Source organism: Curtobacterium poinsettiae, assembly GCF_025677645.1.
Classification (GTDB): Bacteria; Actinomycetota; Actinomycetes; order Actinomycetales; family Microbacteriaceae; genus Curtobacterium; species Curtobacterium poinsettiae_A.
In genome coordinates this window covers 2365612-2387977 of sequence record NZ_CP106879.1, presented here as the reverse complement: position 1 = coordinate 2387977, position 22366 = coordinate 2365612, and the positions used below count along the sequence as shown (strand labels likewise).

At 73.3% G+C, this 22366-nt stretch carries 21 protein-coding genes and 1 tRNA gene; 10 read left to right on the top strand and 12 right to left on the bottom strand.

Annotated elements, in window-relative coordinates; translation table 11 throughout:
* Positions 1-46: 46 nt before the first annotated feature.
* Positions 47-751 carry an SDR family oxidoreductase gene (locus OE229_RS11485; RefSeq protein WP_056068617.1) on the top strand — a complete coding sequence of 235 codons (705 nt, stop codon included), beginning with the start codon at positions 47-49 and terminating at the stop codon, positions 749-751.
* A gap of 414 nt (positions 752-1165) precedes the next feature.
* Here OE229_RS11485 and OE229_RS11480 read toward each other — a convergent pair whose 3' ends face one another.
* Positions 1166-2254 carry a glycosyltransferase family 9 protein gene (locus OE229_RS11480; protein ID WP_259577830.1) on the bottom strand — a complete coding sequence of 363 codons (1089 nt, stop codon included), beginning with the start codon at positions 2252-2254 and terminating at the stop codon, positions 1166-1168.
* Positions 2255-2387: 133 nt separating this feature from the next.
* Here OE229_RS11480 and OE229_RS11475 point away from each other — a divergent pair, with 133 nt between their 5' ends.
* The 4 genes from OE229_RS11475 (at position 2388) to OE229_RS11460 (ending at position 7050) form a co-directional block, all read left to right on the top strand.
* Entirely contained in the window at positions 2388-3914 is a 1527-nt protein-coding gene (locus tag OE229_RS11475) for an aldehyde dehydrogenase family protein (RefSeq protein WP_262138106.1), read from the top strand.
* Positions 3911-5404, top strand: coding sequence for a D-glycero-beta-D-manno-heptose 1-phosphate adenylyltransferase (gene rfaE2 / locus OE229_RS11470; protein WP_262138105.1), 1494 nt, complete (start codon positions 3911-3913; stop codon positions 5402-5404). The genes OE229_RS11475 and rfaE2 overlap by 4 nt, the downstream gene beginning before the upstream one ends.
* The gene (locus tag OE229_RS11465) at positions 5401-6285 is read left to right on the top strand and encodes a glycosyltransferase family 2 protein (protein ID WP_262138104.1); all 885 of its coding nucleotides are present in this window, start codon (positions 5401-5403) and stop codon (positions 6283-6285) included. Before rfaE2 ends, OE229_RS11465 begins: the two co-directional genes overlap by 4 nt.
* A gap of 93 nt (positions 6286-6378) precedes the next feature.
* Positions 6379-7050 carry a DedA family protein gene (locus OE229_RS11460; protein WP_262138103.1) on the top strand — a complete coding sequence of 224 codons (672 nt, stop codon included), beginning with the start codon at positions 6379-6381 and terminating at the stop codon, positions 7048-7050.
* A 116-nt stretch (positions 7051-7166) separates the two neighbouring features.
* Here the strand turns inward: OE229_RS11460 and OE229_RS11455 are convergent, their stop codons facing one another.
* The 8 genes from OE229_RS11455 to OE229_RS11420 all read right to left on the bottom strand — a co-directional run bounded on the left by OE229_RS11455 (position 7167) and on the right by OE229_RS11420 (position 16328).
* Entirely contained in the window at positions 7167-7670 is a 504-nt protein-coding gene (locus OE229_RS11455; RefSeq protein WP_071244661.1) for a Dps family protein, read from the bottom strand.
* A gap of 123 nt (positions 7671-7793) precedes the next feature.
* The gene (locus OE229_RS11450; RefSeq protein ID WP_209134438.1) at positions 7794-8216 is read right to left on the bottom strand and encodes an SIP domain-containing protein; all 423 of its coding nucleotides are present in this window, start codon (positions 8214-8216) and stop codon (positions 7794-7796) included.
* A gap of 29 nt (positions 8217-8245) precedes the next feature.
* Positions 8246-8887 carry a TetR/AcrR family transcriptional regulator gene (locus OE229_RS11445; protein ID WP_259577816.1) on the bottom strand — a complete coding sequence of 214 codons (642 nt, stop codon included), beginning with the start codon at positions 8885-8887 and terminating at the stop codon, positions 8246-8248.
* Positions 8884-10977 (bottom strand): CocE/NonD family hydrolase, encoded by a 2094-nt coding sequence (locus OE229_RS11440; protein ID WP_262138102.1) that lies wholly within the window; start codon positions 10975-10977, stop codon positions 8884-8886. The genes OE229_RS11445 and OE229_RS11440 overlap by 4 nt, the downstream gene beginning before the upstream one ends.
* Positions 10974-12821 carry a dipeptide ABC transporter ATP-binding protein gene (locus tag OE229_RS11435; RefSeq protein WP_262138100.1) on the bottom strand — a complete coding sequence of 616 codons (1848 nt, stop codon included), beginning with the start codon at positions 12819-12821 and terminating at the stop codon, positions 10974-10976. Before OE229_RS11435 ends, OE229_RS11440 begins: the two co-directional genes overlap by 4 nt.
* A complete protein-coding gene (locus tag OE229_RS11430) occupies positions 12818-13705 on the bottom strand; it encodes an ABC transporter permease (RefSeq protein ID WP_182066852.1) in 888 nt (295 codons plus the stop codon). Before OE229_RS11430 ends, OE229_RS11435 begins: the two co-directional genes overlap by 4 nt.
* Entirely contained in the window at positions 13702-14730 is a 1029-nt protein-coding gene (locus OE229_RS11425; protein WP_017887398.1) for an ABC transporter permease, read from the bottom strand. Before OE229_RS11425 ends, OE229_RS11430 begins: the two co-directional genes overlap by 4 nt.
* On the bottom strand, positions 14727-16328 hold the full coding sequence (locus OE229_RS11420; protein WP_262138097.1) for an ABC transporter substrate-binding protein: 1602 nt from the start codon (positions 16326-16328) through the stop codon (positions 14727-14729). Before OE229_RS11420 ends, OE229_RS11425 begins: the two co-directional genes overlap by 4 nt.
* A 235-nt stretch (positions 16329-16563) precedes the next feature.
* Here OE229_RS11420 and OE229_RS11415 point away from each other — a divergent pair, with 235 nt between their 5' ends.
* From OE229_RS11415 to OE229_RS11405, 3 genes are read left to right on the top strand one after another with little or no spacing between them, the layout of a single operon-like run.
* Positions 16564-17157, top strand: a complete 594-nt coding sequence (locus OE229_RS11415) for a molybdopterin-dependent oxidoreductase (protein ID WP_209134446.1) — start codon at positions 16564-16566, stop codon at positions 17155-17157.
* Complete coding sequence (locus tag OE229_RS11410; RefSeq protein ID WP_262138096.1) at positions 17154-17945, top strand: ferredoxin reductase; 792 nt, start codon at positions 17154-17156, stop codon at positions 17943-17945. Before OE229_RS11415 ends, OE229_RS11410 begins: the two co-directional genes overlap by 4 nt.
* A complete protein-coding gene (locus OE229_RS11405) occupies positions 17945-18214 on the top strand; it encodes a DUF6510 family protein (protein ID WP_262138095.1) in 270 nt (89 codons plus the stop codon). Before OE229_RS11410 ends, OE229_RS11405 begins: the two co-directional genes overlap by 1 nt.
* A 288-nt stretch (positions 18215-18502) precedes the next feature.
* Here OE229_RS11405 and OE229_RS11400 read toward each other — a convergent pair.
* A tRNA-Gly gene (locus OE229_RS11400) sits at positions 18503-18574 on the bottom strand.
* A 133-nt stretch (positions 18575-18707) separates the two neighbouring features.
* On the opposite strand from OE229_RS11400, the gene OE229_RS11395 reads away from it, so the two are divergent.
* On the top strand, positions 18708-18914 hold the full coding sequence (locus tag OE229_RS11395; protein WP_262138094.1) for a hypothetical protein: 207 nt from the start codon (positions 18708-18710) through the stop codon (positions 18912-18914).
* Between the two features lie 20 nt (positions 18915-18934).
* Here OE229_RS11395 and OE229_RS11390 read toward each other — a convergent pair whose 3' ends face one another.
* A complete protein-coding gene (locus tag OE229_RS11390) occupies positions 18935-20314 on the bottom strand; it encodes a hypothetical protein (RefSeq protein WP_262138093.1) in 1380 nt (459 codons plus the stop codon).
* An 84-nt stretch (positions 20315-20398) separates the two neighbouring features.
* Here OE229_RS11390 and OE229_RS11385 point away from each other — a divergent pair, with 84 nt between their 5' ends.
* On the top strand, positions 20399-21190 hold the full coding sequence (locus tag OE229_RS11385; RefSeq protein WP_262138092.1) for an HpcH/HpaI aldolase family protein: 792 nt from the start codon (positions 20399-20401) through the stop codon (positions 21188-21190).
* Positions 21191-21304: 114 nt separating this feature from the next.
* Here the strand turns inward: OE229_RS11385 and OE229_RS11380 are convergent, their stop codons facing one another.
* Positions 21305-22363, bottom strand: a complete 1059-nt coding sequence (locus OE229_RS11380; RefSeq protein ID WP_262138091.1) for an NAD(P)-dependent alcohol dehydrogenase — start codon at positions 22361-22363, stop codon at positions 21305-21307.
* Positions 22364-22366: the final 3 nt, after the last annotated feature.

Sequence of the window (22366 nt, the reverse complement as noted above, 5' to 3'; positions counted from 1 at the left end):
CCGCACCAGCTCGACCACATCCCGCACCACTACGCAAAGGACACCCATGCCCGTCCCCACCACCCCCATCGGCCGCGTCCTCGTCACCGGCGGCGCCTCCGGACTCGGCGCCGCCGTCGTGGCCGCCGTCACCGAGGCCGGCGGCACCCCGATCGTCCTCGACCTGCGGATCGACGCCGTCCCCGAGGGCGTCGACGCCGTCGCCGTGGACGTCTCGGACACCGACGCCGTCGAGCAGGCGGTCCGTGACGCCGCCGAGCGGCACGGCGGCCTCGACGCCGTCGTCACCGCCGCGGGCATCGACACGCCCGCCCCGATCGACGCGATCTCGTCCGGCAAGTGGGAGCAGATCGTCGGCGTCAACCTGATCGGCACCGCCTCGACCGTACGCGCCGCCCTGCCCGCCCTCGAGGCCACGCACGGCCGCGTCGTCACGATCTCCTCGTCGCTCGCCCTGCGCGGCGTCGGCGACGGTACCGCGTACTCGGCGTCGAAGTTCGGCGTCCGCGGGTTCTCGCAGGCGCTGGCCGCCGAGACCGCCGGTCGCATCGGCGTGACCAACATCATCCCCGCCGGGATGCGCACCAACTTCTTCGCCGACCGGACCGAGCAGTACAAGCCGGGCCCGGACGCGCAGCTCATCGAGCCGGAGTACGTCGCGAACTCGATCGTCTTCGCGCTGTCGCAGCCGGCCGGCTGCGAGATCCGCGAGCTCTCGATCATGCCGGCGACGGAGCCGAGCTGGCCGTAGCCGCTCGCCGCTGACGGACGGGAGGCGCGGTGCCGGCTGGCACCGCGCCTCCCGCGTGTCCGCATGTGCCGTGCGCGGCTCGCGCCGCGCTCTGGTGCGAGCTTCCGAATTCCGTGCGAGGGCAGGAGCGTCACACGGAGTGTGAAACCTCGCACCGCGCGCTGGTGACGCGACACGGGGCGGACGGGAGGTGCGTGGCGGGCTGGCACCGCGCCTCCAGGCCGGCAGCCGGTCGCGTTCACCGCTCGGTGCGAGCTTCCGAACTCCGTGCGAGGGCAGGAGCGTCACACGGAGTGTGAAACCTCGCACCGCGCGCTGGTGACGCGACACGGGGCGGACGGGAGGCGCGTGGCGGGCTGGCACCGCGCCTCCCGTCGGTCGGCCGGCCGCGCCCACCGCGCGGCGCGCGCAGCGTCAGGTCGTACGGAGCAGGTCCTCGACGTCGGCGAGGACGACCTCCGGCTGGACCTCGTCCACGTAGGACGGGTCGTGCTCGCACCGTTCGGCGGTCCAGCCGACCTGGGTGACGTCGATGCCGCACACCGGGCACCGCGTCACGAAGGCCAGGTGTACCCGGTGCCGACCACGGTCGAAGGGTCCGGCGTTGATCACGTTGCCGAACCAGAACACCCCGACGGTCGGGGTGCCGACGGCCACGGCGAGGTGCCGCGGACCGGAGTCGTCGCCGACCATGACGTCGGCGGCGGCCAGGACGTCGGGGAGTTCGCGCAGGGGCAGCGACCCGGTGAGGTCGTGCATGCGCTCCCGCAGCTCGAGCGGCAGCGACGCGACGATGGCGGACGACGCCGGCACGTCGGAGTCGTCGCCGACGAGGACCACGTCGTCCCCGGCCGCGAGCCGGGCACGGGCGACCTCGGCGAAGCGCGAGGGGCTCCAGCGGCGACGCGGGTCGGTGGCGCCGGGGTGGATCGCGACGAGCCGCCGCCGGACCCCGAGACGCTGCCGGACCCCGGCCCGCGCGGCCTCGGACACGCGCAGCCGGGGGTCGAGCGTGACCGGTTCGGCGCCGGCGAGCGACGCCACCTCGAGCGCGCGGACGACCTCGTGCTGGTAGTAGACGTAGCGGACCCAGCGCTCCAGCACCTCGGCGTCCTCGGTGGCGGTCCCCACGGTGTGGCGGGCGCCGAGCCGGAGCAGGAAGGGGTTCGAGTTCCGCCCACCGCCGTGCAGCTGGACCGCGAGGTCGAAGCGCCCGTGCAGGCGGTCGAAGAAGTCCTGCTCGGTCGGCGCGCCCTCGCCGGAGTCCCGGACGCCGGGCACGACGGGGAGCTCCTCGAAGGCGTGGACGGCCTCGGTGCGACCCTCGAGCACCGGCCGCGCCGTCGGTGCCCCGAGCAGCGTGATCCGGGCTCCCGGGTAGGCCGCGGCCAGCGCCTCGACCGCCGGGAGGGCGAACATCAGGTCGCCCAGTCCCCCACCGCGGAGCACCGCGATCTCGCTGACACCGTCGAACCGTTCTCCGCCCACACCGATCTGTTGCACGGTTCCACGTCTACCGGTCGGACCCGTCCGGACGCCCAGCAGCGCCCCCGGATGGACGAGAAGCGCGATGCCGTGACCGCACACAGCAGAGCACGAGCACCGTGAGAGGCCCGCCCGCCTCCGGAAGGACCCCATGACGATCGCACCCCCCGCCGCCGACGACCTCGTGGTGACCGACCCCGTCAACGGATCGATCGCGTCCACCGTGCGCCGCTCGACCGAGGACGACGTCCGCAACGCCGTCGCCCGCGCCCGTGCCGCTGCCGGTGCCTGGGCCCGGACCGCGCCGGCCGAACGCGGTGCACTGCTGCACGCCGCGGCCGACCACCTCCGTGCCCACGCACAGGAGCTGGCCGACCTGAACACCCGCGAGACCGGCAAGGTGCCCGGCGACGCGCTCGGTGGGGTCGAGGCCGGCATCGGCACGCTCGTGCAGTACGCCGAGCTCGGGCCGGTGCACCGCGGTGAGGCCCTGCGCGGGCAGTTCGGCGCCGCCGACTGGTCGGTGCCGCACCCGCGCGGCGTGGTGCTCGCCCTGACGCCGTGGAACGACCCGGTCGCCGTGGCGTGCGGGATCCTCGGCGCCGCGATCGTCACCGGCAACACCGTCGTGCACAAGGGCAGCGAACGCTGCCCGGCGACCTTCGCCCGACTCAACGCGCTGCTCGCCGAGGTCCTGCCGGACGGCGTGCTCGTCGGCGTCGACGGCGACGCGACCACCGGCGAGCTGCTCCTGGCGCAGGAGGGGATCGACGTCTACGCGCACGTCGGGTCGACCGCGACCGGCGACCGCCTGAGCGAGGTGGCCGCGACCACCCGCGCCCACGTCGTCCGCGAGAACGGCGGCAACGACCCCGTCATCGTCGACGCCGACGTCGACCCGGAGTGGGCCGCCGCGCAGGTCGCCCTCGGCGCCTTCGCGAACACCGGCCAGATCTGCACCAGCGTCGAGCGGGTGTACGTGCACCAGGACGTCGCCGAGCCCTTCGTCGCCGCGCTCGTCGCCGAGGCGGAGCGTCGCACGGCCGCACCCGCCGCCGAGTTCGGGCCGCTCGTGGACGACCGGCTGCGCGGACTCGTGCAGCACCACGTCGACGACGCGATCGCCCGCGGTGCCGCCGTCCGGACCGGCGGCGTCACGCCCGGCGGGCTCGGGTCGTTCTACCCGGCGACCGTCCTGGCCGACTGCTCGGACGACATGCTCGTGCTGACCGAGGAGACCTTCGGCCCGATCGCTCCGGTGCGCGTCGTTTCGGACTTCGCGGAGGGCCTCCGGCTCGCCGCAGCCGACCGCTACGGCCTCGCAGCCACCGTGCTGACGAACGACACCGCACACGCGCTCCGTGCCGCGGCCGAGCTGCCCGTCGGCACGGTCAAGGTGAACGCCGTGTTCGGTGGCGCTCCGGGCGGCAGCGCCCAGCCCCGCGGCGCCTCGGGCGCCGGGTTCGGGTACGGCCCGCACCTGCTCGACGAGATGACGACCACGACCGTGGTGCACCTCGAGGCCGCGCCGCCGCGCCGTACCGTCGAGCCGTCGACGGAAGCCGCCGGCAGCACCGCAGCCACCGGCAGCACCGGCGCCGCAGCAGCCGCCACCGGCCCCGCAGCCGCTGCCGGCGCCACCGCCGGCAGCGCCGACACCGTGGGAGGCACCCGATGACCGCCGACGTCCGGCTGGTCCGTGACCTCGTCGCCACGATCGACGACCGCGAACCGCTCGTCGTCGTCATCGGCGACTGCATCCTCGACCGCTGGACGGTCGGCGAGGCCGAGCGGGTCTCGCGTGAGGCCCCGGCCCCCGTCGTCCGCGTCACCGAGACCATCGCGGTGCCGGGCGGCGCGGCCAACACGGCCGTGAACGCCCGGGCCCTCGGCGCCCGGGTCCGCATGGTGGGGCTCATCGGTGACGACGAGGCCGGTGACGTCCTGCGCCAGCGCCTCGAGGCAGCCGGCGTCGACACGTCCTTCCTGGTCGAGATCCCCGGAGCCCGCACCACGACGAAGTCGCGCGTGGTCGGCGGTGACCGCGTCGTGGTCCGGGTCGACGAGCTCGCCGCGACGCCGACCGCCGAGCACGGCGAACGCCTCGCCCGCTCGGTGGCCCGCGCCGTCCGGTGCGCCGACGCCGCCGTCGTGTGCGACTACGGCCTGGGTGTCCGCGCCGAGGACGTCGTGCCCGTGCTCGACCGTGACCGTCCCGGCGCCGTCGTGGTCGACGCCCACGACCTGACCCGCTGGGCCGCGCTGCACCCCGACCTCGTCACGCCGAACGCCGGGGAGACCGCCGCGCTGCTCGACACGGAGCTCGGAACGGGTGCCGACCGCGTCGGCACCGTCGTCGCCGCCCGTGCCGACGTGCTCGCCCGCAGTGGTGCCCGTGCCGCGGTGGTCACGCTCGACCGCGACGGCACGGTCCTGCTCGAGCCAGGGTCCGACCAGGGGTTCCGCACGCGGGCCACCCCCGCCTCGGAGCAGCAGGCCTCCGGCGCCGGCGACACGTTCTGCGCCGCCGCGACCGTCGCCCTCGCCGTGCAGGCGCCCCTGCGCGACGCCGTGGCGGTCGCCCAGGCCGCGGCCGACGTCGTCGTCCGCGAGGCCGGCACGTCCGTCTGCACCGCCACGGCCCTGCTCGAATCGGTGACCGCGCCGGCCGCGACCGTCGTGGACCACGACGAGCTCGCCACCGCGGTCGAGGCCGCACGCCGGGCGGGCCGACGCGTCGTCTTCACGAACGGCTGCTTCGACGTCGTGCACCGCGGGCACACCACGTACCTGCGGCAGGCCCGTGACCTGGGCGACCTGCTCGTCGTCGCGTTGAACGACGACGACTCGGTGCGCCGCCTGAAGGGCCCGGAGCGGCCGATCAACCCGGCCGAGGACCGCGCCGGCGTGCTCGCCGCGCTGGCCTGCGTCGACCTGGTCACGGTGTTCGCGACGGACACCCCCATCCCGCTCATCGAGCGGCTGCGCCCCGAGGTCTACGTCAAGGGCGGGGACTACTCCCCCGAGATGCTGACCGAGACCGAGGTCGTGCGCAGCTACGGCGGCGAGGTCGTCATGGTCGACTACGTGCCCGAGCACTCCACCAGCGCCGTCGTGCGCCGGATCCGCGAAGCCGCTGCGCGGCCCGAACCGGACCCGGCACCGTGACCGCCCGCTGGTCCGGGTCCTGGGCGAAGGCCCCCGATCCAGCGGACACGAGCACGGTCGACGTCGACGTGCTCATCCCGACCGTCGGCAGGCCGGCCGAGCTCGCCACGACGCTCGCCGGCCTCGCCGCCCAGACCGACGTCGACCTGCGCGTCGTCCTCAGCGACCAGTCCGCGGACGGAGACGCCGCCAGCGCGCCGGCGGTCGCCGCGATGCTCCGCGTCCTGGAGGCGCAGGGCCGGCCCGTCACGCTCCTCACCCACCCGGAACGGCGTGGCCTGGCAGAGCACCGGCAGTTCTTGCTCGACCACGCCGAGGCCGCCGCGGTGCTGTTCCTCGACGACGACGTCTGGCTCGAGCCGGGGTCGATCGTGCGGATGCTCGACGCGCTGCGCACCCTGGGCTGCGGGTTCGTCGGCAGCGCGGTGCAGGGCCTGTCGTACCTGCAGGACCGACGCCCCCACGAGACGTCGGTGTTCGAGCGGTGGGACGGCCCGGTCGTGCCCGAGGTGGTGCGCCGCGGGACCCCCGGCTTCGACCGCTGGTCGCTGCACAACGCCGCGAACCCGACGCACGTCGCCGCCGAGCTCGACCTGCACCCCGGCGAGTGGGTGCCCTACCGCGTCGCGTGGGTCGGTGCCTGCGCGCTGTACGACCGTCGTGCGCTCGAGGAGGTCGGGGGCTTCCGGTTCTGGGACACCCTGCCGCCCGAGCACGCCGGCGAGGACGTCGTCGCGCAGTGGCGGGTGATGGAACGGTTCGGCGGTGCGGGCATCCTGCCCTCGGGTGCCGTGCACCTGGAGGCCCCGACCACCGTCGTCGACCGCCGGGTGGATGCGCCCGACGTGGTCTTCGCGGGCGGGAACGTCATACCGCGGTAGGGGGTGGTCGAGACCACCGCGGGATGGCTGCGGCGCGCCGGATCCGTAGCGTCGTCCCCGTCGACGAGTTCCGTCGCCGGGAGGGAGCACCCCGTGTTCGACCAGATCACCCCGCTCGTCGTCGAGCTGGCCGCGAGTCCGCTCGTCTACGTCGTCCTCTTCGCCCTGTGCCTGGTGGACGGCTTCTTCCCGCCGGTGCCGAGCGAGGCCGCCCTCGTCGCGATCGCCGCCATCGCCGCGACGTCCGGACAGCCCGTGCTCGCCGTGGTGCTCGTCGCCGCCGCCCTCGGAGCGATCGCCGGCGACTCGATCGCGTACTGGATCGGGCGCCGGATCGGGTTCGCTCGCCTGGCCCGGTCGAAGCGACCACGGATCGCGGCGGCCTTCGCGTTCGCCGAGCGGCAGATGCAGCGCCGCTCCGCCAGCCTCATCCTGACCGGTCGCTTCATCCCGGTCGGCCGGGTCGCGGTCAACATGACCGCCGGAGCGACCCGGCTGTCCTACCGCCGGTTCCTCGCGATCAGCGCGATCGCGGGGCTGGCGTGGTCGGCGGTGTCGATCGGGATCGCCCTGGCCGCGTCGAGCGTGCTGCACGAACCGATCGTCGCCGCCCTGGTGTCGATGGTGGTCGCCGCCGGGCTCGGGATCGCGGTCGACCGGGTGCTCGGTACCGTCAGCCGCAGGCGGGACGCCCGCCCCGCGATCGTCCCCGCAACACGCCGTCGTGATCCCGAGACCCCGCCGGGTGCGGCGGCATCTCGGTGACGAAGCGGCGTCGCAGCGACACGACGGCGTCTCACGGGCCCGAGACGTGACCGCAGACGGACGGGAGGCCCGGTGCCAGCTGGCACCGGGCCTCCTGTCAGAGGTGTGGTCGCGACTCAGGCGGCGAGGTGCGCCTGCAGGAACCAGCGGTCCTTGGTCAGCGCGCGCTCGATCTCGATGGCGACGTCCTGGCTGTTGAGGTCGACCTCGTCGAGGCCGTCGACCGCACGGCGGACCTGCAGCAGCGCGGCGTCGATCTGGGCGATCACCTCGGTGATGGTGACGTCGGAGTTCTGGAAGCCCTGCGACAGCGGCGGCAGGGTGGTGTTCGCGGCGACGGTCGCGATGCGCGAGTCGACCGGCAGGCCGAGGGCGACGATGCGCTCCGCGGCCTTGTCCGCGTAGTCCTGCGCGTGCTCGACGATCTCGTCGAGGAGCTCGTGCACGCCGACGAAGTTGCGGCCACGGACGTGCCAGTGGGCCTGCTTGCCGTTGACGACGAGCGCCTCGAGGTCGATGACGACGGGGGCGAGGAACTGGGCGACCCCGGCTGCGAGCTCCGGCGTGGTCGAGAACGGGGACGTGGTGCTCGGTGTGGTGGTGCTGCTCTGCGTGGTCATGTCGTTTCCTCCTCCGTCGTGGCTGCACCCGCGTGCCTGGCCCTGTCCGGACCGGCGCGGTGCTGCCGATGGTCACAACCATGCCCGCCTCTCTTGCATGCCGCAAGGAAGAGCAGGCTGCCCTTACCCGCCGTACTCGACCTGGACCTGCTGGCCCGCGTCGGTGAGCTCGAGCTGCACCACGGACCGTGCACGCTCGATCCACGGGCTGTCCGCGCAGCCGATCCACACCGAGGTGCGGGGCTCGCAGCCCGTGACGCACCACTCGGCTGCCCACCCGGTCAGGGCGTGTGCGAGTGCTTCGCCGTGGTCGGCGAAGACCAGCGGGGCGACTGCCGAGCCGCGGGCGCTCCGGACCAGCCAGGTCACGGTGACGCGCGGCGGGGCCGGCAGGATGCGGATCTGCTCGTCGAGGGCGACCTCGACGAAGACCTGCCCGTAGGCGTTCTCCGGGAGCTCCTCGAGCATCCGGTGGATCTCGACGAGGTCCTCGGCACCGCCCGCGATGAGGATGCGTTCGCTGGGCTGTCGCCGGGTCCGTGCCATGTGGCAACGGTAAGGGAAGCCTTACCTCATCACAAGGGGGAACGACCGGTTCCGGCGATGTCCACAGCGGGCACACCGAGTTCGTGCGACAGGAACCGCCACATCCAGGACAGGGCGACGGTGTTCGTCAGCCCCGGGACGCCCTGGGCGATCTGGGTCGCGACGCCGTCGCTGTACGCGGCGAGTTGCAGCGCGACGGTGTCGGCATCGACGTCGACGAACACCCCGGCCTCCACCCCGCGCCGGATGACCCGCACGAGGCAGGCCTCCCAGACGCGGATGCGTTCGGCGTACTCGGCGGCCACCTCGGGCCGCCGGACCACCGCGGTCCAGTAGTCGGACCAGATCCGCCAGTGCTGCCGGACCTGTTCGGTGTCACCGAACAGCGGGGCGACGAGCATCCGCAGCCCCACCAGCACGTCGGGTTCGGCGTCGACGGCAGCGACGATGGCGCCGTAGAAGCGCTCCGTCTCGAGCACGACGACCTCGTTCAGGATCTCCGCGACGCTGCCGAAGTGGTAGGTCACGGTGCCGACGGAGACGCCGGCCTCGGCCGCGATGTCGCGCAGTCCGGTGGCACCGACGCCGTTCCGGACGATCACCGCGCGGGCGGCCTCGACGATCATCGCGCGTCGGACCTCCGGCCGCTGCCGGACCCTCGCCGCGGTCACGCCGACGTCCGTGGGACGTCGTCGACGAAGGTCCGCTCGGTGACGAGCACCTCGGGTTCGTCGGGTCCGCCGTCGCGGGCCCAGGCGCGCACGGTGTTGCCGACGTGGAAGGTGTCGGCGTCGGCGGTGACCTCGGACGTCGTCTCGAGGCGCGCGGCCCACTCCGGCTTCGCCAGCCCGATCGCCCAGCGGGAACTCGCCCGTGCGCTGGTCGGGTCGTCGGAGCGGATCCGGTACGTCTCGCGGGCGTCCTCGGTGAACACCAGGCCGTCCGGGTAGACCCGCCCGCCGCCGTACCCGGGGTCGACGTCGAGCGTCCACTCCCCCGTCTCGACGTCGTGCGTGACCGTGCGCTGCGGCAGCGGGTCGGCCGGCACGACGCGCTCGATCACGAGGGGCTCGGACCGTTCGGGCTCGGCGAAGACCACCCCGTCGTCGGTCGACCGGGTCCAGGTGGGCAGGGTGACGCTCGAGGCGGTCGGGTCGATCGTCACGGTGGCCTCGACGCCGTGCGGCCACACCCACGGCCAGTAGGACGAGGAGACCGCGATGCGGAGCCGGTGTCCGGCGGCGAACCGGTGTCCGGTCGAGACCAGGCGCACGGGCAGGTCGGCGGGCGTCCCGGGCACGAGCACGTCGTCGCGGTCCATGCCGTCGCGCTTCGCGGCGTTCAGCACCCCGCGCGTGACGAGCGTCGACGAGCCGTCCGGTGCGACGTCGCAGAGCCGGACGGTCAGGGTGGCCCGGGGCTGGTCGCTCGTGACGGACAACCGCACGAGCACGTTGCCGAGCAGGTCGAACGCCTTGCCGACCGGCAGGTCGAAGGTGACCGACCGGCCGTCCTCGGCGCGCTGGTCCGGCGGCAGGTCGGTGGCGTTGCCGAACGGGAAGAACCGACCGGCGTCCATCCCGGTGTGCTGCGGCGACCGTACGACGACCGGCCCGAGGTCGCCGCCCCGCAGTGCGGCGAGGGGCAGGACGCGCTCGTGGGTCGCGGCGGAGGGCCACGCCTCGGCACCGATCCAGCGACCGCGGCGATCGGCGTAGTACGGCGCGGGGGTCTCGCCCTCGTTGATCCAGGCCCGCAGTGCGGGGTCCTCCTCGACGCCGGTGTCCACCCCGAGCAGCCAGCGGTCCCACCACCGCAGGGTCTCCTGCAGGAACCCGATCGACGGCCCCGGCGCGAGGCCACGGTCCGGGTACTGGTGCGACCACGGGCCGACGATGCCCTTCACGGGGGCGCTGACGTGGTCGACGAGCCGGAGCACGGCGTCCCGGTAGGGGTCCGCCCAGCCACCGACGGCGAGCACCGCGGCGCGGATGCCGTCGTAGTCCTCGGCCGCGCTGCCGTGCCGCCAGTAGTCGTCGCGCTCCTGGTGCGCCAGCCACACCGGCGTCATCGGGCGGTTCGCCTCGAGGCGTTCCCGCCAGCGGTCGATCCACCCGTCGCCGACGACCTCGGGCCGGGGCGGCCGGGAGTTGAAGGCGAACATGGTCGCGCCCCAGGCCGCCATGTCGATGCCGAGCACGGCGCCGCCGACGTAGTGCACGTCGTTGTCGTACCGGTCGTCGGTCGAGCAGACCGTCACGATGGCCTTGAGGGCTGCGGGTGCCCGGGCTGCGAGCTGCAGTGCGTTGAAGCCGCCCCACGAGATGCCGAACATGCCGACGGCGCCCGTCGACCACGGCTGCTCGGCGAGCCAGGCGATCACGGCCTCGCCGTCGAGCAGCTCCTGCTCGCTGTACTCGTCGTCGAAGAACCCGTCGGACGAGCCGGTGCCGCGGATGTCGACCCGCACCGAGGCGTACCCGTGCTGGGCGTACCAGGGGTGCCGCTCCGAGTCTCGCGGCGCGGTCCAGTCGTCGAGCCGGTACGGCAGGTACTCGAGCAGCACCGGCGTCGGACTGCTCGGGCCACCCGGGTGCGTCGGCGACTGGGACGGCGCCCAGATCCGCGCGTGCAGCCGCACACCGTCGGGCATCGGGATCCACTCGTCGCGGACCGTGACGCCGGCGGGCAGCGAGCCGGGGTCGCCGATGGCGGTGAAGGTGGCGGCGGTGCCGTCGGCGGTGCCGTCGTCGGTCGTCATGCGTCCTCCCAGTTGCGGGTGCGGTGTCCGTCGCCGTGGTCGGTCCAGCCGTCGGCGTGCCGCCAGCGCGGCACCCCGTCACCGACCTCGGGCAGGGTCGTGCTGCCGGGTTCGAGCGTCGCCGCGAGCAGCGTCGCCGTGTACGGGTGGTTCGGGCCGGTGAACACCCGCTCGGTCGGACCGATCTCGACGATCCGGCCACCGGTCATCACCGCGACCCGGTCCGCCACACCCCGCACCACGGCGAGGTCGTGGCTGATGAACAGGCACGCGAGGCCCCGTTCGCGCTGCAGGTCGGCCAGCAGTGCGAGGATCCCCGCCTGCACCTGCACGTCGAGCGCCGTGGTGATCTCGTCGGCGATCACGAGCGACGGCTCGGCCGCGAGTGCGCGCGCGATCCCGACGCGCTGGCGCTGCCCACCGGACAGCTGCGCGGGCAGGCGGTCGGCGAACTCGGGGCCGAGCCCGACCTGGGTGAGCAGGGCCCCGACGCGCTCGCGCGAGGACGAGCCGCTGAACAACCGGAGCGGCCGCGCGACGGCTGCACCCACGGTGCGCCGCGGGTTGAGCGACGTGTCCGCGTTCTGGAACACGAGCTGCACGGCGCGCCGCAGGTCGGGCGCGCGTCCGGCGATCGGCTCGCGCAGGTCGCCGCGGGTCGTGCCGTCGTCGTACGTGAACGTCCCCGACTCGGCCGGCACCAGGCCGGCCAGCGCCGTCGCGAGCGTCGACTTGCCGCTGCCCGACTCACCGACGACGGCGAGCGTCTCGTGCGCGGCGATCGAGAACGAGACGCCGTCGACGGCGGCCGGCAGGCCGCGGCCGTAGCGGACCACCAGGTCGTCCGCGGTCACCACGGGACGGGCGGGACTTCCGGGAGGCGCGGTGCGGGTGGCCGTGGAGCCGACCGTCCCGGGGACGGTCGCGTCATCGGGCACGTGCCCCGATCCTCCCCCCGTCGGCACGGCCGACTCGCCGCTGGCCCGTCGAACCGGAACCGGCGACGTGGGCCCAGGCCGTCGGCCGTCCGGCACCGCGGCCAGCAGGGCGCGCGTGTACTCGTGCTGCGGCGCGGCGAAGAGCGCCGCGGTGGCGGCGTGCTCGACGACCTCGCCGTCGCGCATCACGGCGATCTCGTCCGCCATGGCGGACACCACCCCGAGGTCGTGGCTGACGAGCAGGACGGCCATGCCGAGCTGCCGACCGAGGTCGGCGACCAGGTCGAGGACCGCGGCCTGGGTGACGACGTCGAGGGCGGTGGTCGGTTCGTCGAGGACGAGCACCCGCGGCCGTGCGGCGACGGCCATGGCGATGGCGATGCGCTGCTGCTGGCCGCCGGACAGCTGGTGCGGGTACCGGCGGACGATCGCGTCGGGGTCCGGCAGCCGGACCAGCCGGACCAGCTCGGCGACCCGTTCGGGGCCGTCGGGCTCGCCGTGGGCGCGGAGGGCCTCGCGGATCTGCTCGCCGACGCGCATCGACGGGGTGAGTGCCTGTCCGGCGTTCTGGGCGACGACCGAGGCGGTGCCGCCGCGGAGTGCCCGGCGGCCGGCCGGCGACAGGGCGAAGACGTCGGCGCCGTCGACGCGGACCGTCCCGCCGTCGATCGCGGAGCCGGCCCGTAGGTGTGCGAGCAGTGTCCGCGCGACGGTGGACTTGCCGCTGCCGGACTCGCCGACCAGGCCGAGGGTGCGACCGGCCTCGATCGCGAACGAGACACCCCGGACGACGGGGACGCGTCGCTTCCCGGCGGCGTACGAGATGGACAGGCCGTCGACACGGACGATCGCGTCGGGCACGGTCGTCGTCGCGGCGGACGTCGTGCCGGTGTCGGTGCGGGTCATGCGCTGACTCCCTGCTTCGCACGGTCGACACCGAGCGACTTGCTCAGGCCGTCGGCCGCGAGGTTCAGTCCGATCACCAGCGTGGCGAGCGCCACGATCGGGGCGAGGGTGCCGAGCGGCACCACGGTGAGCGCGGTGCGGTTCTCCTGCACCATCAGGCCCCAGTCCGGGGTCGGTGGGTTCGCGCCGAAGCCCAGGAAGGACAGCGACGCGACGAGCAGCACGATCCACGAGGCCCGCATCGCGTACTCGACGAGCACGACGTCGAGTACGTTCGGCAGGATCTCGCGGAACACGATCGACAGCGGCCGCTCGCCCCGGGCGCGGGCCGCGGTGACGTAGTCCTGCGTGATCACGGTGCGGGCGGCGCCGCGGACGACCCGGGTCACCGCGGGGGCGTAGACGACCGTGACGGCGAGGACGATGACCCAGAGGCCGGCGTCGAAGACCGTCACGACGACCAGGAGCGCGAGGATCGACGGCACGCTGAGCAGGGCGTCGACGACGCGCATGACGACCTCGTCGAACCAGTTGTCGGCGTAGGCCGTGACGCAGCCGAGCACGGTGCCGACCGCGACCGCGATCGTGGTGGCGAGGAAGGTCACGGACAGCGCGTACCGGCCGCCGTTCAGGGTGCGGGAGAGCACGTCTCGGCCGTACTGGTCGGTGCCGAGCCAGTGCGTCCACGTCGGACCGGCGAGCACGTCGCCGGCGTTCGTGGCGACCGGGTCGTGCCCGGCGATGACCGGCGCGAGCAGGGCGAGGACCACGTGCAGGGCGATGAGGCCGAGGCCGATGCTCAGCGCCGTCGACCCGCGCAGCGGTGCGAGCGCGCCGGCGAGCACGTCGCCTCCGACGCGGCGGCGGGGTGCGGTGGCGGTCATGCGGCGGCCTTCCTGGTGCTGCGGGCGCTGCGGGTGCGTGTGCGCGGTCGTCGCTGGCGGGTCCGCAGCTTCGGGTCGAGTGCGAGCGCGACGAGGTCGGCTGCCAGGTTGCACACGACGTAGATCAGGGCGCTCAGCAGGGCGATCGCCTCGATGGTGGGCAGGTCGCGGTTGAACACCGACTCGAGCATGAGCTTGCCCATCCCCGGGTAGTTGAAGACGTTCTCGACCACCACGACACCGCCGAGCAGCCACGCGACGTTGAGCGCGACGACGTTCAGCGTCGGGAGCAGGGCGCTCGGGACCGCGTGCTTCCACACCACCCGGCGCATCGTGAGGCCCTTGAGCTCGGCCGTCGTGACGAACTCCGACGCCATCACGTCGATGGTCGACGAGCGGGCCGTCCGCACGATGTAGGCGGCCATCGCGAGGGTCAGCACGATGATCGGCAGCCAGATGGTGGGCAGCAGCTCGGCCACGGTGGCGTCGCTCCCCCGCAGCACGACGGCGGGGAACACCGGCAGGCCGATCGCGAACAGCAGCACCAGCACGGTGGCGACCATGAACTCCGGCACGCTCATCACGACCAGGCTGACGATCGAGATCACCTTGTCGCTCGGACGGCCGCGGCGGACACCGGCGACGACACCGAGCGTCAGGGACACCGTGACGCCGACGAGCATCGCGGGTACGGCGATGAGCATGCTGTTCCGGAAGGCCGTGAACAGCGTCGGGGCGACCGGTTCGCCGCTGACGAGCGAGGTGCCGAAGTCACCGTGCACGGCGCCGCCGAGCCACTGCAGGTAGCGGAGCCAGACGTTCTGGTCGAGGCCGAGGGTCTCGCGCAGTTGCTTGACGGCGTCGGGGGTGGCGTTCTGCCCGAGCAGCTGCTGGGCGACGTCACCGGGGAGTGCCTGCACCGCGAGGAACACGAAGAGCGAGGCGAGCACCACGGTCAGCAGGGCGATGCCGACCCGGCGGAGGACGGGGACGAGGACGTCCGACGGCGTGTTCGTGGTCGTCATCGGCGCAGTCCGATCCGCAGGTAGTCGAACTCGAAGCCGTACTCCGAGTAGTTCACGACGTCGCGGGACAACCCCACGAGCCGGTCGCCGAACATCGGCGTCATGTCGGCACCGTCCTCGACGACGAGCCGCTGGGCGTCCTGGTACAGGGTGAGCCGCTTGGCGTCGTCCATCTCGGCACGGGCGTCGTCGAGCAGCCCGTCGAAGGTCTCGTTCGACCACGCGCTCTCGTTGTACGACGAGCCCGAGCGGAAGATCTGGTTGAGCAGCTGGTCGATCGGCCGCCCCGTGAACCAGTAGCTCACCATGAGCGGCTTCTGCATCCAGATCTGCGTGTAGTACGAGTCCGAACTCGCGTTGCGCACGGTCAGACGGATGCCCGCGTCGGCGACGGCGTCGCGGTAGGCGACGGCCATCGGGGTGAACACCGACTCGTAGCTCGACGTGTAGATCGCGGCGCGGAAGTCCTCGCGCCCGGCCTGCTTGAGCAGCGCCCGGGCCTTGTCCGGGTCGTACTCGCGGTGGTCGTCGACGAACGCGGCGAGCTGCGGCGGCACGGGGTTGTCCCAGCCCGCCGAACCGGTGCCCTGCAGCGCGGTGGCGACGATCTTGCGGGGGTCGTAGGCGAGCTTCATCGCCTGACGCACCCGCGGGTCGCTGAACTCGTCGCTCGTGGCGAGCATCGGGATCGTGTACCACTGGGCGTTCTTCGACCTCGCGACGGTGGCGCGGTCGGACGCCGACACCACCCGGGCCGTGGCGAAGTCCAGGTTCGTCTGCGAGATGAGGTCGATCTGCCCGGCGAGCAGGGCGTTCACCCGCGCGGTGGTGTCCTGGATCGAGTAGAAGTCGATGCCGTCGAGCGCCGGGCGGCCGGCGAAGTGGTCCGGGAACGCCTCGACGCTGCCGGCACCGGCCGGGGTGAACGACGACAACCGGAACGGCCCCGTCCCGATCCCGGTGCGGCCGATGTCGCCGATGGCGTCGGCCGGCACGATGTAGCACTGGTAGGCCGTGAGCAGCGACGGGAACTCGGCGTTCGGCTTCGTCAGCGAGAAGCGCAGCGTGTACGGGTCGACGGCGCGCATCGAGTCGGCGTCCATGACCTCGCCGAGCACCCCGGCCTGCGGGCTGCCGGTCTTCTCGTCGAGGATGTGCCGGATGCTCGCGATGGCGTCGTCGGCGGTGAAACGGGACCCGTCGTGGAAGACCACGCCGCGGCGGAGCGCGAAGGTCCACTCGGTGCCGTCGGCGTTGGCGGACCACTCCTCGGCCAGGTCCGGCACCGGGGTGCCCTGCTGGTCGAGCTTGACGAGCCGGTTGTACAGCGCGCCGAGGTACTCGTACGCCGACAGTGAGCTCGCGGAGTCGAGGGTCTCGGCGGCGGACGCGGCGGGCCGTGCGATGCGCAGGCGCCCACCGCGACGGGCGACGCCGGTGGCCGCGGCCTCGGGGATCGTGGGGGTGCCGGCGGACGCGCCGGAGCTGCACCCGGCGAGCGTGAGCAGGCCGAGGCCGGCGAGACCGGCGGCGCCCGTGATGAGCGCTCGACGGCTCGGACCGTGGGCGCTCCGGGGTTCGGGGACGATGGGCTGCATTCGGGGTGACCCCTCCTGTAATCGTTCCGGTGAACGATAGAGGTCCGCGGCCGATCCCCCAAGCCCGCTCCCGACGCGCGGACCGCCACCGCGCTCGACCCGATGGGCGAGCCCGCGCGGATCCGCCGCTGCGCACGACCGTTCCGTCCCCGCCTGGAACGTTTACCAACCCGTTACACGAGCGTGCCCGGATCGCGGCATGATCGGGAACGCACCGACGTCCCCGAGGAGGACCATGGCCACGTTCACCCGCGGGTTCGGCGGTCGCCGCGACGACCGCGACGACACACGCATCCCGCCCGGTCAGACCCTGGTCCGCGACTGGCCCGTCCTGTCCGCCGGCGCGACGCCCGACATCGAGCCGACCGACTGGGCCTTCTCGATCCGCACCGAGTCCGGCCTGCACCAGTGGACCTGGGACGAGGTGCACGCCCTCGGCGTCGAGGACGTCACCGTCGACATCCACTGCGTCACGCACTGGACCAAGCTCGACATGCCGTGGCGGGGTGTCCCGCTCGACCGCCTGTTCGCGGACGTCGAGACCGATCTCGACTACTGCATGGTGCACAGCTACGGCGGGTACACGACCAACGTGCCGCTCGACGAGCTGCTCGACGGCAAGTCCTGGATCGCGTTCGAGGCCGACGGCGAGCCCCTGACGCCCGAGCACGGCGGACCCGCCCGCCTGCTGGTCCCCCACCTGTACTTCTGGAAGAGCGCCAAGTGGGTGCGCGGCATCGTCATGCAGTCCGACGACGAACCCGGCTTCTGGGAGAACGCGGGCTACAACCTGCACGGCGACCCGTGGAAGGAAGAGCGGTACTGGTGACGCTCCCCGACACCGGCCTGGAGGCACGGATCGCCCCCGTCGCTCGTCCCGCCACGCGCCGACGGCCGGCCTGGCACGCCGCCACCGTCGCGTCCGTCGGCCGCGAGACGACCAACGCGCGCCGGATCGTCCTCGACGTCCCAACCTGGCCGGGCAACGACCCCGGGCAGCACCTGGACCTGCGGCTGACCGCCGAGGACGGCTACCAGGCACAGCGCTCGTACTCCATCGCGTCGGCCGGCCCCGCGACCGACGTCGTGCTCGCGGTCGACCGGGTGGACGGCGGCGAGGTCTCGCCGTTCCTCGTCGACGCCGTCGAGGTCGGCGACGCGCTCGAGGTCCACGGACCCCTGGGCGGTTGGTTCGTCTGGCGGCCGGGCGAGTCCACCCGTCCGGTGCAGCTCATCGCCGGCGGCTCCGGCATCGTGCCGCTCGTCGCGATGGTGACCGCCCACGCCGAGGCGGACGACCCGGCGCCCTTCCGGCTCCTGGCGGCCGTCCGTACACCGGACGACGTGTTCTTCCGTGCGGAACTCGACCAGGCACTCGCGAGCCGGGCACCGCTCGAGGTGTCCCACGTGTACAGCCGCACCGCGCCTCCAGGCTCGTCCGTGCCGGCCGGACGGCTGACGCGGGACGCGCTCGCCGCCGCCGTGTTCCCGCCGGACGCGGGTGCCCTGGTCTACGTGTGCGGATCGACGCCGTTCGTCGAGCAGGTGCTGCGCTGGCTCGCCGAACTCGGGCACGACACGAGCGACGTGCGTGCAGAACGGTTCGGGGGCAACTGATGGTCGTCGTGGACGGCAACGCGCTGGCGGGGACCCTGGCGCACAGCCTGGGGTCCGAGCCGACCGCGGTCGCCCTGCGGTGCGCCGGGTGCGGTTCGCTCGGGGTGCTCGGGCAGACCACCGTCTACCGCACCGCGATGGGATCGGTCGCGCGCTGTCGCGGGTGCGACACGGTGCTCGTCACGGTCGTCGAGTCCGGAGGCCGGCGGTGGGTGGGGTTGCCCGGCGCCCGGACGATGTCGGTGTCGGCACCGGACGGCATCGAGTAGCACAAGGCTCCCGCGGCGCGTCGTGCGGGTTTCTTGCGGGTTCCCGCAACACTGGATCCGGTTCCCAACCGACCGGCGGACGGCTCCGGATACATCCTCGGAACTGCGTCAGGCCACCCACCCGGCGCGGACCAGTGGGGGCAGGGTCGCCTCCGCGCCCGGTGGGCGCGGGTACCCGAAGCCTGCGCTCGCCGGGCCCCCACCACGTACGACGAAACCCCCGTCGCTGTGGGCGATCGGGGGTTCCGGTGGTGCTTCGTTCTCGTGTTCTTGGTCGTTTCAGACCCGAGCGGATGACGAGATTCGAACTCGCGACCCTCACCTTGGCAAGGTGATGCGCTACCACTGCGCCACATCCGCATTCGCACGCCGTCCTGGCCGTGCGGAGATGACTCTACCCGATGACGGGCGGCATCACCGGTTCCGGTGAAGGTTCCGGGCGTGTCCGGCGCGGCGCGGGCCGTCCGTCAGGTCGACGGAGTTCGATCGGACCATGAGCTACGTGCACGACAACCCCGGCGGGACCGAGGCCCACGGCGTCGACCTGGTCGACGGCCACGCCCCCGCGATCCGGATCCTGGTGCACGGCGACCTGCCGACCACGATCGAGCACGAGGGCCGCACCTGGCTCGCGACGGGAGACGCCCACGACGCGGGCGACGACGACACCCCGCCGATCGCGATCTACCGCCCGGTCTGAGCCGACCCAGGGCGGCCCAGTCAGTGACCGCGGACGTCACCCGTCAGGATCGCGTGCTCGACACCCGCTGACAGCTCGTCGTGCAGGGCGTCCGCGAAGAACTCGCCGGCACCGAGGCTGATGAGGTGCGCGACCGCGGCCTCCGCGGCCGGGAACCCGGGCTCCCACTCGTCGTGCAGGAACGCGCGGACGTGTCCGGACTCGTGCACGACGACCACGCCGATGTGCTCGTGCCGGCTGCCGTCCTCGAGCACGGCGTCGAAGACGATGGGCTCGGTGTCCTCGCGGAGTTCCTCGAGCAGGACGGTGCCGGTGCCCGGCCACTCCGTCCGGTACGGCGGCAGGTCGGGTGCGTGCAGGTGCCCGGCGAGCTCGTCCGACGCCGATTCGATGTGCCCGGTGGACAGGTACTCGTCGACGACGTCGTGGATGCGGGCGTGCAGGTCCGGCTCGTACTGCCACCAGCGCTGGTGCACGGTGCGGAGCCACTCCTGGGTCGCGGCGTCGGCCGAGGCCGAGATCCCCACGAGCTGCGGTGCGGTACCGGGCGAACCGACGACCTCGAGCTGTTCGTCGTGCGTCTCGACCGTGATCGACCCGGTGGTCTCGTCCGCGTGCACGCCGTGGACGTCCTCGGGCGCGGCGGCCCAGATGCTGGCGGGGAGCTTCGGCGGCAGGTCGAACGGCACCGCGATCGCCGGCTGTGTCATCGCGTGGTCGATCGCGTCGCCGAGGTGCACCTCGTCCGACCGGGACCCCATCACGATGCCACCGGCCGACGGCGCGAGCGACAGGCGTTCCAGGTCGTCCGGCGCGGCGTTCATCGAGGTGAGCACCGCGGTGTCGGCCCACTGCACGAACGCGCCGGCGGACCGGTCGTCCTCGCCGAACGGCACGTCCCACGCCGTCGGGTCCGCGAGCACCCACGACGCGGTGCGACCGGCAGGACCGCGGCGGACGGCGTCGACGATCGCCGGCAGCAGTCCGGGCAGCCCCCGGTACGCGGGACGGACCGTGAGCCGGTCGACGGCGAGCAGGTCGGGCTTGCCGAGCATCTCGGCGGCGTGGGTCTGCAGCGAGAAGAACGTCTCCCCCGTCGCGTCCTGCGCGGCGACGGCGGACGCGAAGGACCCGGCGACGTCGGAGACCTGGTAGCCGAGCACCAGCGCCTCGAGCGACTCCGGCGCACGGCTGCTGAACGCGGTGACCTCGGCGACGGAGACCGCCTCGGTCTCGTCGTCGGTGATCGGGACGCGGACGTCGATCACCCAGCGGTCGACGTCCTGCCCGGGGTAGGCGTCACCGTCCTCGTCCGAGATCGTGATGTGCACCAGGCGCAGGGAACCGTCCCAGGCGTTGTGGACGTGCTGGGCGATGGCGGCATCGGGGTCGTCGGTCACGGACGCAACGGTACCGGTGCCACGAGCCGTGCCACGGCACGTCGGTACGCTGACCGGTGGACCACGAGCAGACGGAGGACCACGATGCCCGCACTCGGAGACGGCCGCGCCGACGGCGTGTGGTGCACGCTCGGCGAACCCCGCACCACCGCCCAGATCGCGCAGAACGGGTTCGCCTGGCTCGGTCTCGACGCCCAGCACGGCGCCTTCGACGACGCCACACTCCTGGCGACGATGCCGGCGCTCGCCGCGGTCGCACGGCAGGTCCCCGTGGCCGTCCGGGTCGCCGAGGGCTCGGACGCCGCGATCGGCCGTGCACTCGACCTCGGCGCCGACATCGTGATCGTCCCGATGATCGAAACCGCCGAGCAGGCCGAGCACGCCGTCCGTGCCGCGCACTACCCGCCGCGGGGCCGACGGAGCTGGGGGCCGATGGCGGGACTCTGGGGCGGTGCGGCACCGTCCGCCGCCGCTGCCGACCCCGAGGTGTGGGTGATGCTCGAGACACCCGAAGGCCTCCGTGCCGCTGAGCAGATCCTGGCGATCCCGGGCGTCACGGCGGTGTTCGTCGGTCCCTTCGACCTGTCGATCGGACTGGGCATCGAGCTGGACGCACTGCTCGCAGCCGACGACGGAGCCGTAGCTGCCGACGACCTCGCCGACGGCCAGCACCGCCCGGCCGCACTCCCCGCGATCGTCGCCGCAGCCCGCCGCGCGGCCAAGCACACCGGCGCCTTCGCCGGTGACCTGGACCGCGCCGAACGGCTCCGCGCACTCGGGTTCGACCGCGTCGCCGTCGTCACCGACGGGACCCTGCTCGCCCACGGCGCGGCCGCGGTGCTCGGCGAAGCGGCCACCGGTCGCACGTCGTACTGACGGGTCGTCGTCGGCGAACGCAGCAGGGAGCGGTCCTCGTCCTCGTCGCCGAGCCGACGCGGGGCTCGGCATCACCCTCGACGAGGTGCAGGACCTCCGCTCGCCACTCCGGGGTCAGGCCGACTCGGGCGCGTCGAGGTCGTGCAGGTCGAGCACGAAGCGGTAGCGCACGTCACCGCGCGCCAGGCGTTCCACGGCCGTGGCGACGGCGGCGGCGGGCAGGACCTCGACGTCCGCGACGATGCCGTGCTCGCCGCAGAAGTCGAGCAGGTCCTGGGTCCAGTGGTGGCCGCCGCTACCCGCCGACGCGAGGCGCTTGCGCCCGATCAGCAGGTCGGTCGTCGCGATCGTCACCGGGCCGAGGTGTCCGAGGCTGAAGAGCGTGCCGTCGAGGTCGAGCACCCCGAGGTACGGGCCCAGGTCGTGTTCCACGGCGACGGTGTCGAGCACGACGTCGAGGGAGCCGCGTGCGGCGTGCATCGCCGCAGCGTCGGTCGACACCACGACGTGGTCGGCCCCGAGCCGCTCGGCGTCCGCGGCCTTGGCCGGCGTCGTGGTGAACGCGGTGACCTCGGCGCCGAGCGCTCGCGCGAGCCGGACCGCGAGGTGCCCCAGACCGCCGATCCCGATCACGCCGAGGCGGGTCCCCGGGCCGACCCCGACGGAACGCATCGGTTCCCAGACCGTGATGCCGGCGCACATCAGGGGTGCCACGGACGCCGGGTCCAGCGCGGCCGGACGGTGGTACACGAACCGGTCACGCACGACGTACCGACCCGCCCAGGCACCGGCTGTGACGGAACCGTCGACACGGTCGCGCCCCGCGTACGTCAGCGTCGGGAACTCGACGCAGAAGTTCTCCTGGCCCCGGCGGCACATCGCGCAGGTGCCGCACGAGTCGACGATGTTGCCGACCGCGACGGGGTCCCCGGGGCGGAAGCCGGTGACCGCCGCGCCGACGGCGACGACCTCGCCGACGAACTCGTGGCCCGGCACGAGCGGGAAGGTGCCGCCCTGCTCCGGTGGCGTGGCGAGGGCGTGCAGGTCGCTGTGGCAGACCCCGCAGAACGTCACGCGGACGTCGACGTCGTCGGGACGGAGGTCGCGTCGGAGGAGCGGGGCCGGGTGGAGGGGATCGTGGAGCGAGTCGGACACGAGTGCGGTGGTGAGCATGGA

What these genes read in the sequence shown, in the direction of transcription:
- OE229_RS11485 (WP_056068617.1), top strand. Translation starts at nt 47, where the DNA reads ATGCCCGTCCCCACCACCCCCATCGGCCGCGTCCTCGTCACCGGCGGC.
- OE229_RS11415 (WP_209134446.1), top strand. Translation starts at nt 16,564, where the DNA reads ATGGCCACGTTCACCCGCGGGTTCGGCGGTCGCCGCGACGACCGCGAC.
- OE229_RS11455 (WP_071244661.1), bottom strand. Translation starts at nt 7,670, where the DNA reads ATGACCACGCAGAGCAGCACCACCACACCGAGCACCACGTCCCCGTTC.
- OE229_RS11385 (WP_262138092.1), top strand. Translation starts at nt 20,399, where the DNA reads ATGCCCGCACTCGGAGACGGCCGCGCCGACGGCGTGTGGTGCACGCTC.
- OE229_RS11435 (WP_262138100.1), bottom strand. Translation starts at nt 12,821, where the DNA reads ATGACCCGCACCGACACCGGCACGACGTCCGCCGCGACGACGACCGTG.
- OE229_RS11450 (WP_209134438.1), bottom strand. Translation starts at nt 8,216, where the DNA reads ATGGCACGGACCCGGCGACAGCCCAGCGAACGCATCCTCATCGCGGGC.
- OE229_RS11395 (WP_262138094.1), top strand. Translation starts at nt 18,708, where the DNA reads ATGAGCTACGTGCACGACAACCCCGGCGGGACCGAGGCCCACGGCGTC.
- OE229_RS11405 (WP_262138095.1), top strand. Translation starts at nt 17,945, where the DNA reads ATGGTCGTCGTGGACGGCAACGCGCTGGCGGGGACCCTGGCGCACAGC.
- OE229_RS11425 (WP_017887398.1), bottom strand. Translation starts at nt 14,730, where the DNA reads ATGACGACCACGAACACGCCGTCGGACGTCCTCGTCCCCGTCCTCCGC.
- OE229_RS11430 (WP_182066852.1), bottom strand. Translation starts at nt 13,705, where the DNA reads ATGACCGCCACCGCACCCCGCCGCCGCGTCGGAGGCGACGTGCTCGCC.
- OE229_RS11380 (WP_262138091.1), bottom strand. Translation starts at nt 22,363, where the DNA reads ATGCTCACCACCGCACTCGTGTCCGACTCGCTCCACGATCCCCTCCAC.
- rfaE2 (WP_262138105.1), top strand. Translation starts at nt 3,911, where the DNA reads ATGACCGCCGACGTCCGGCTGGTCCGTGACCTCGTCGCCACGATCGAC.
- OE229_RS11420 (WP_262138097.1), bottom strand. Translation starts at nt 16,328, where the DNA reads ATGCAGCCCATCGTCCCCGAACCCCGGAGCGCCCACGGTCCGAGCCGT.
- OE229_RS11440 (WP_262138102.1), bottom strand. Translation starts at nt 10,977, where the DNA reads ATGACGACCGACGACGGCACCGCCGACGGCACCGCCGCCACCTTCACC.
- OE229_RS11475 (WP_262138106.1), top strand. Translation starts at nt 2,388, where the DNA reads ATGACGATCGCACCCCCCGCCGCCGACGACCTCGTGGTGACCGACCCC.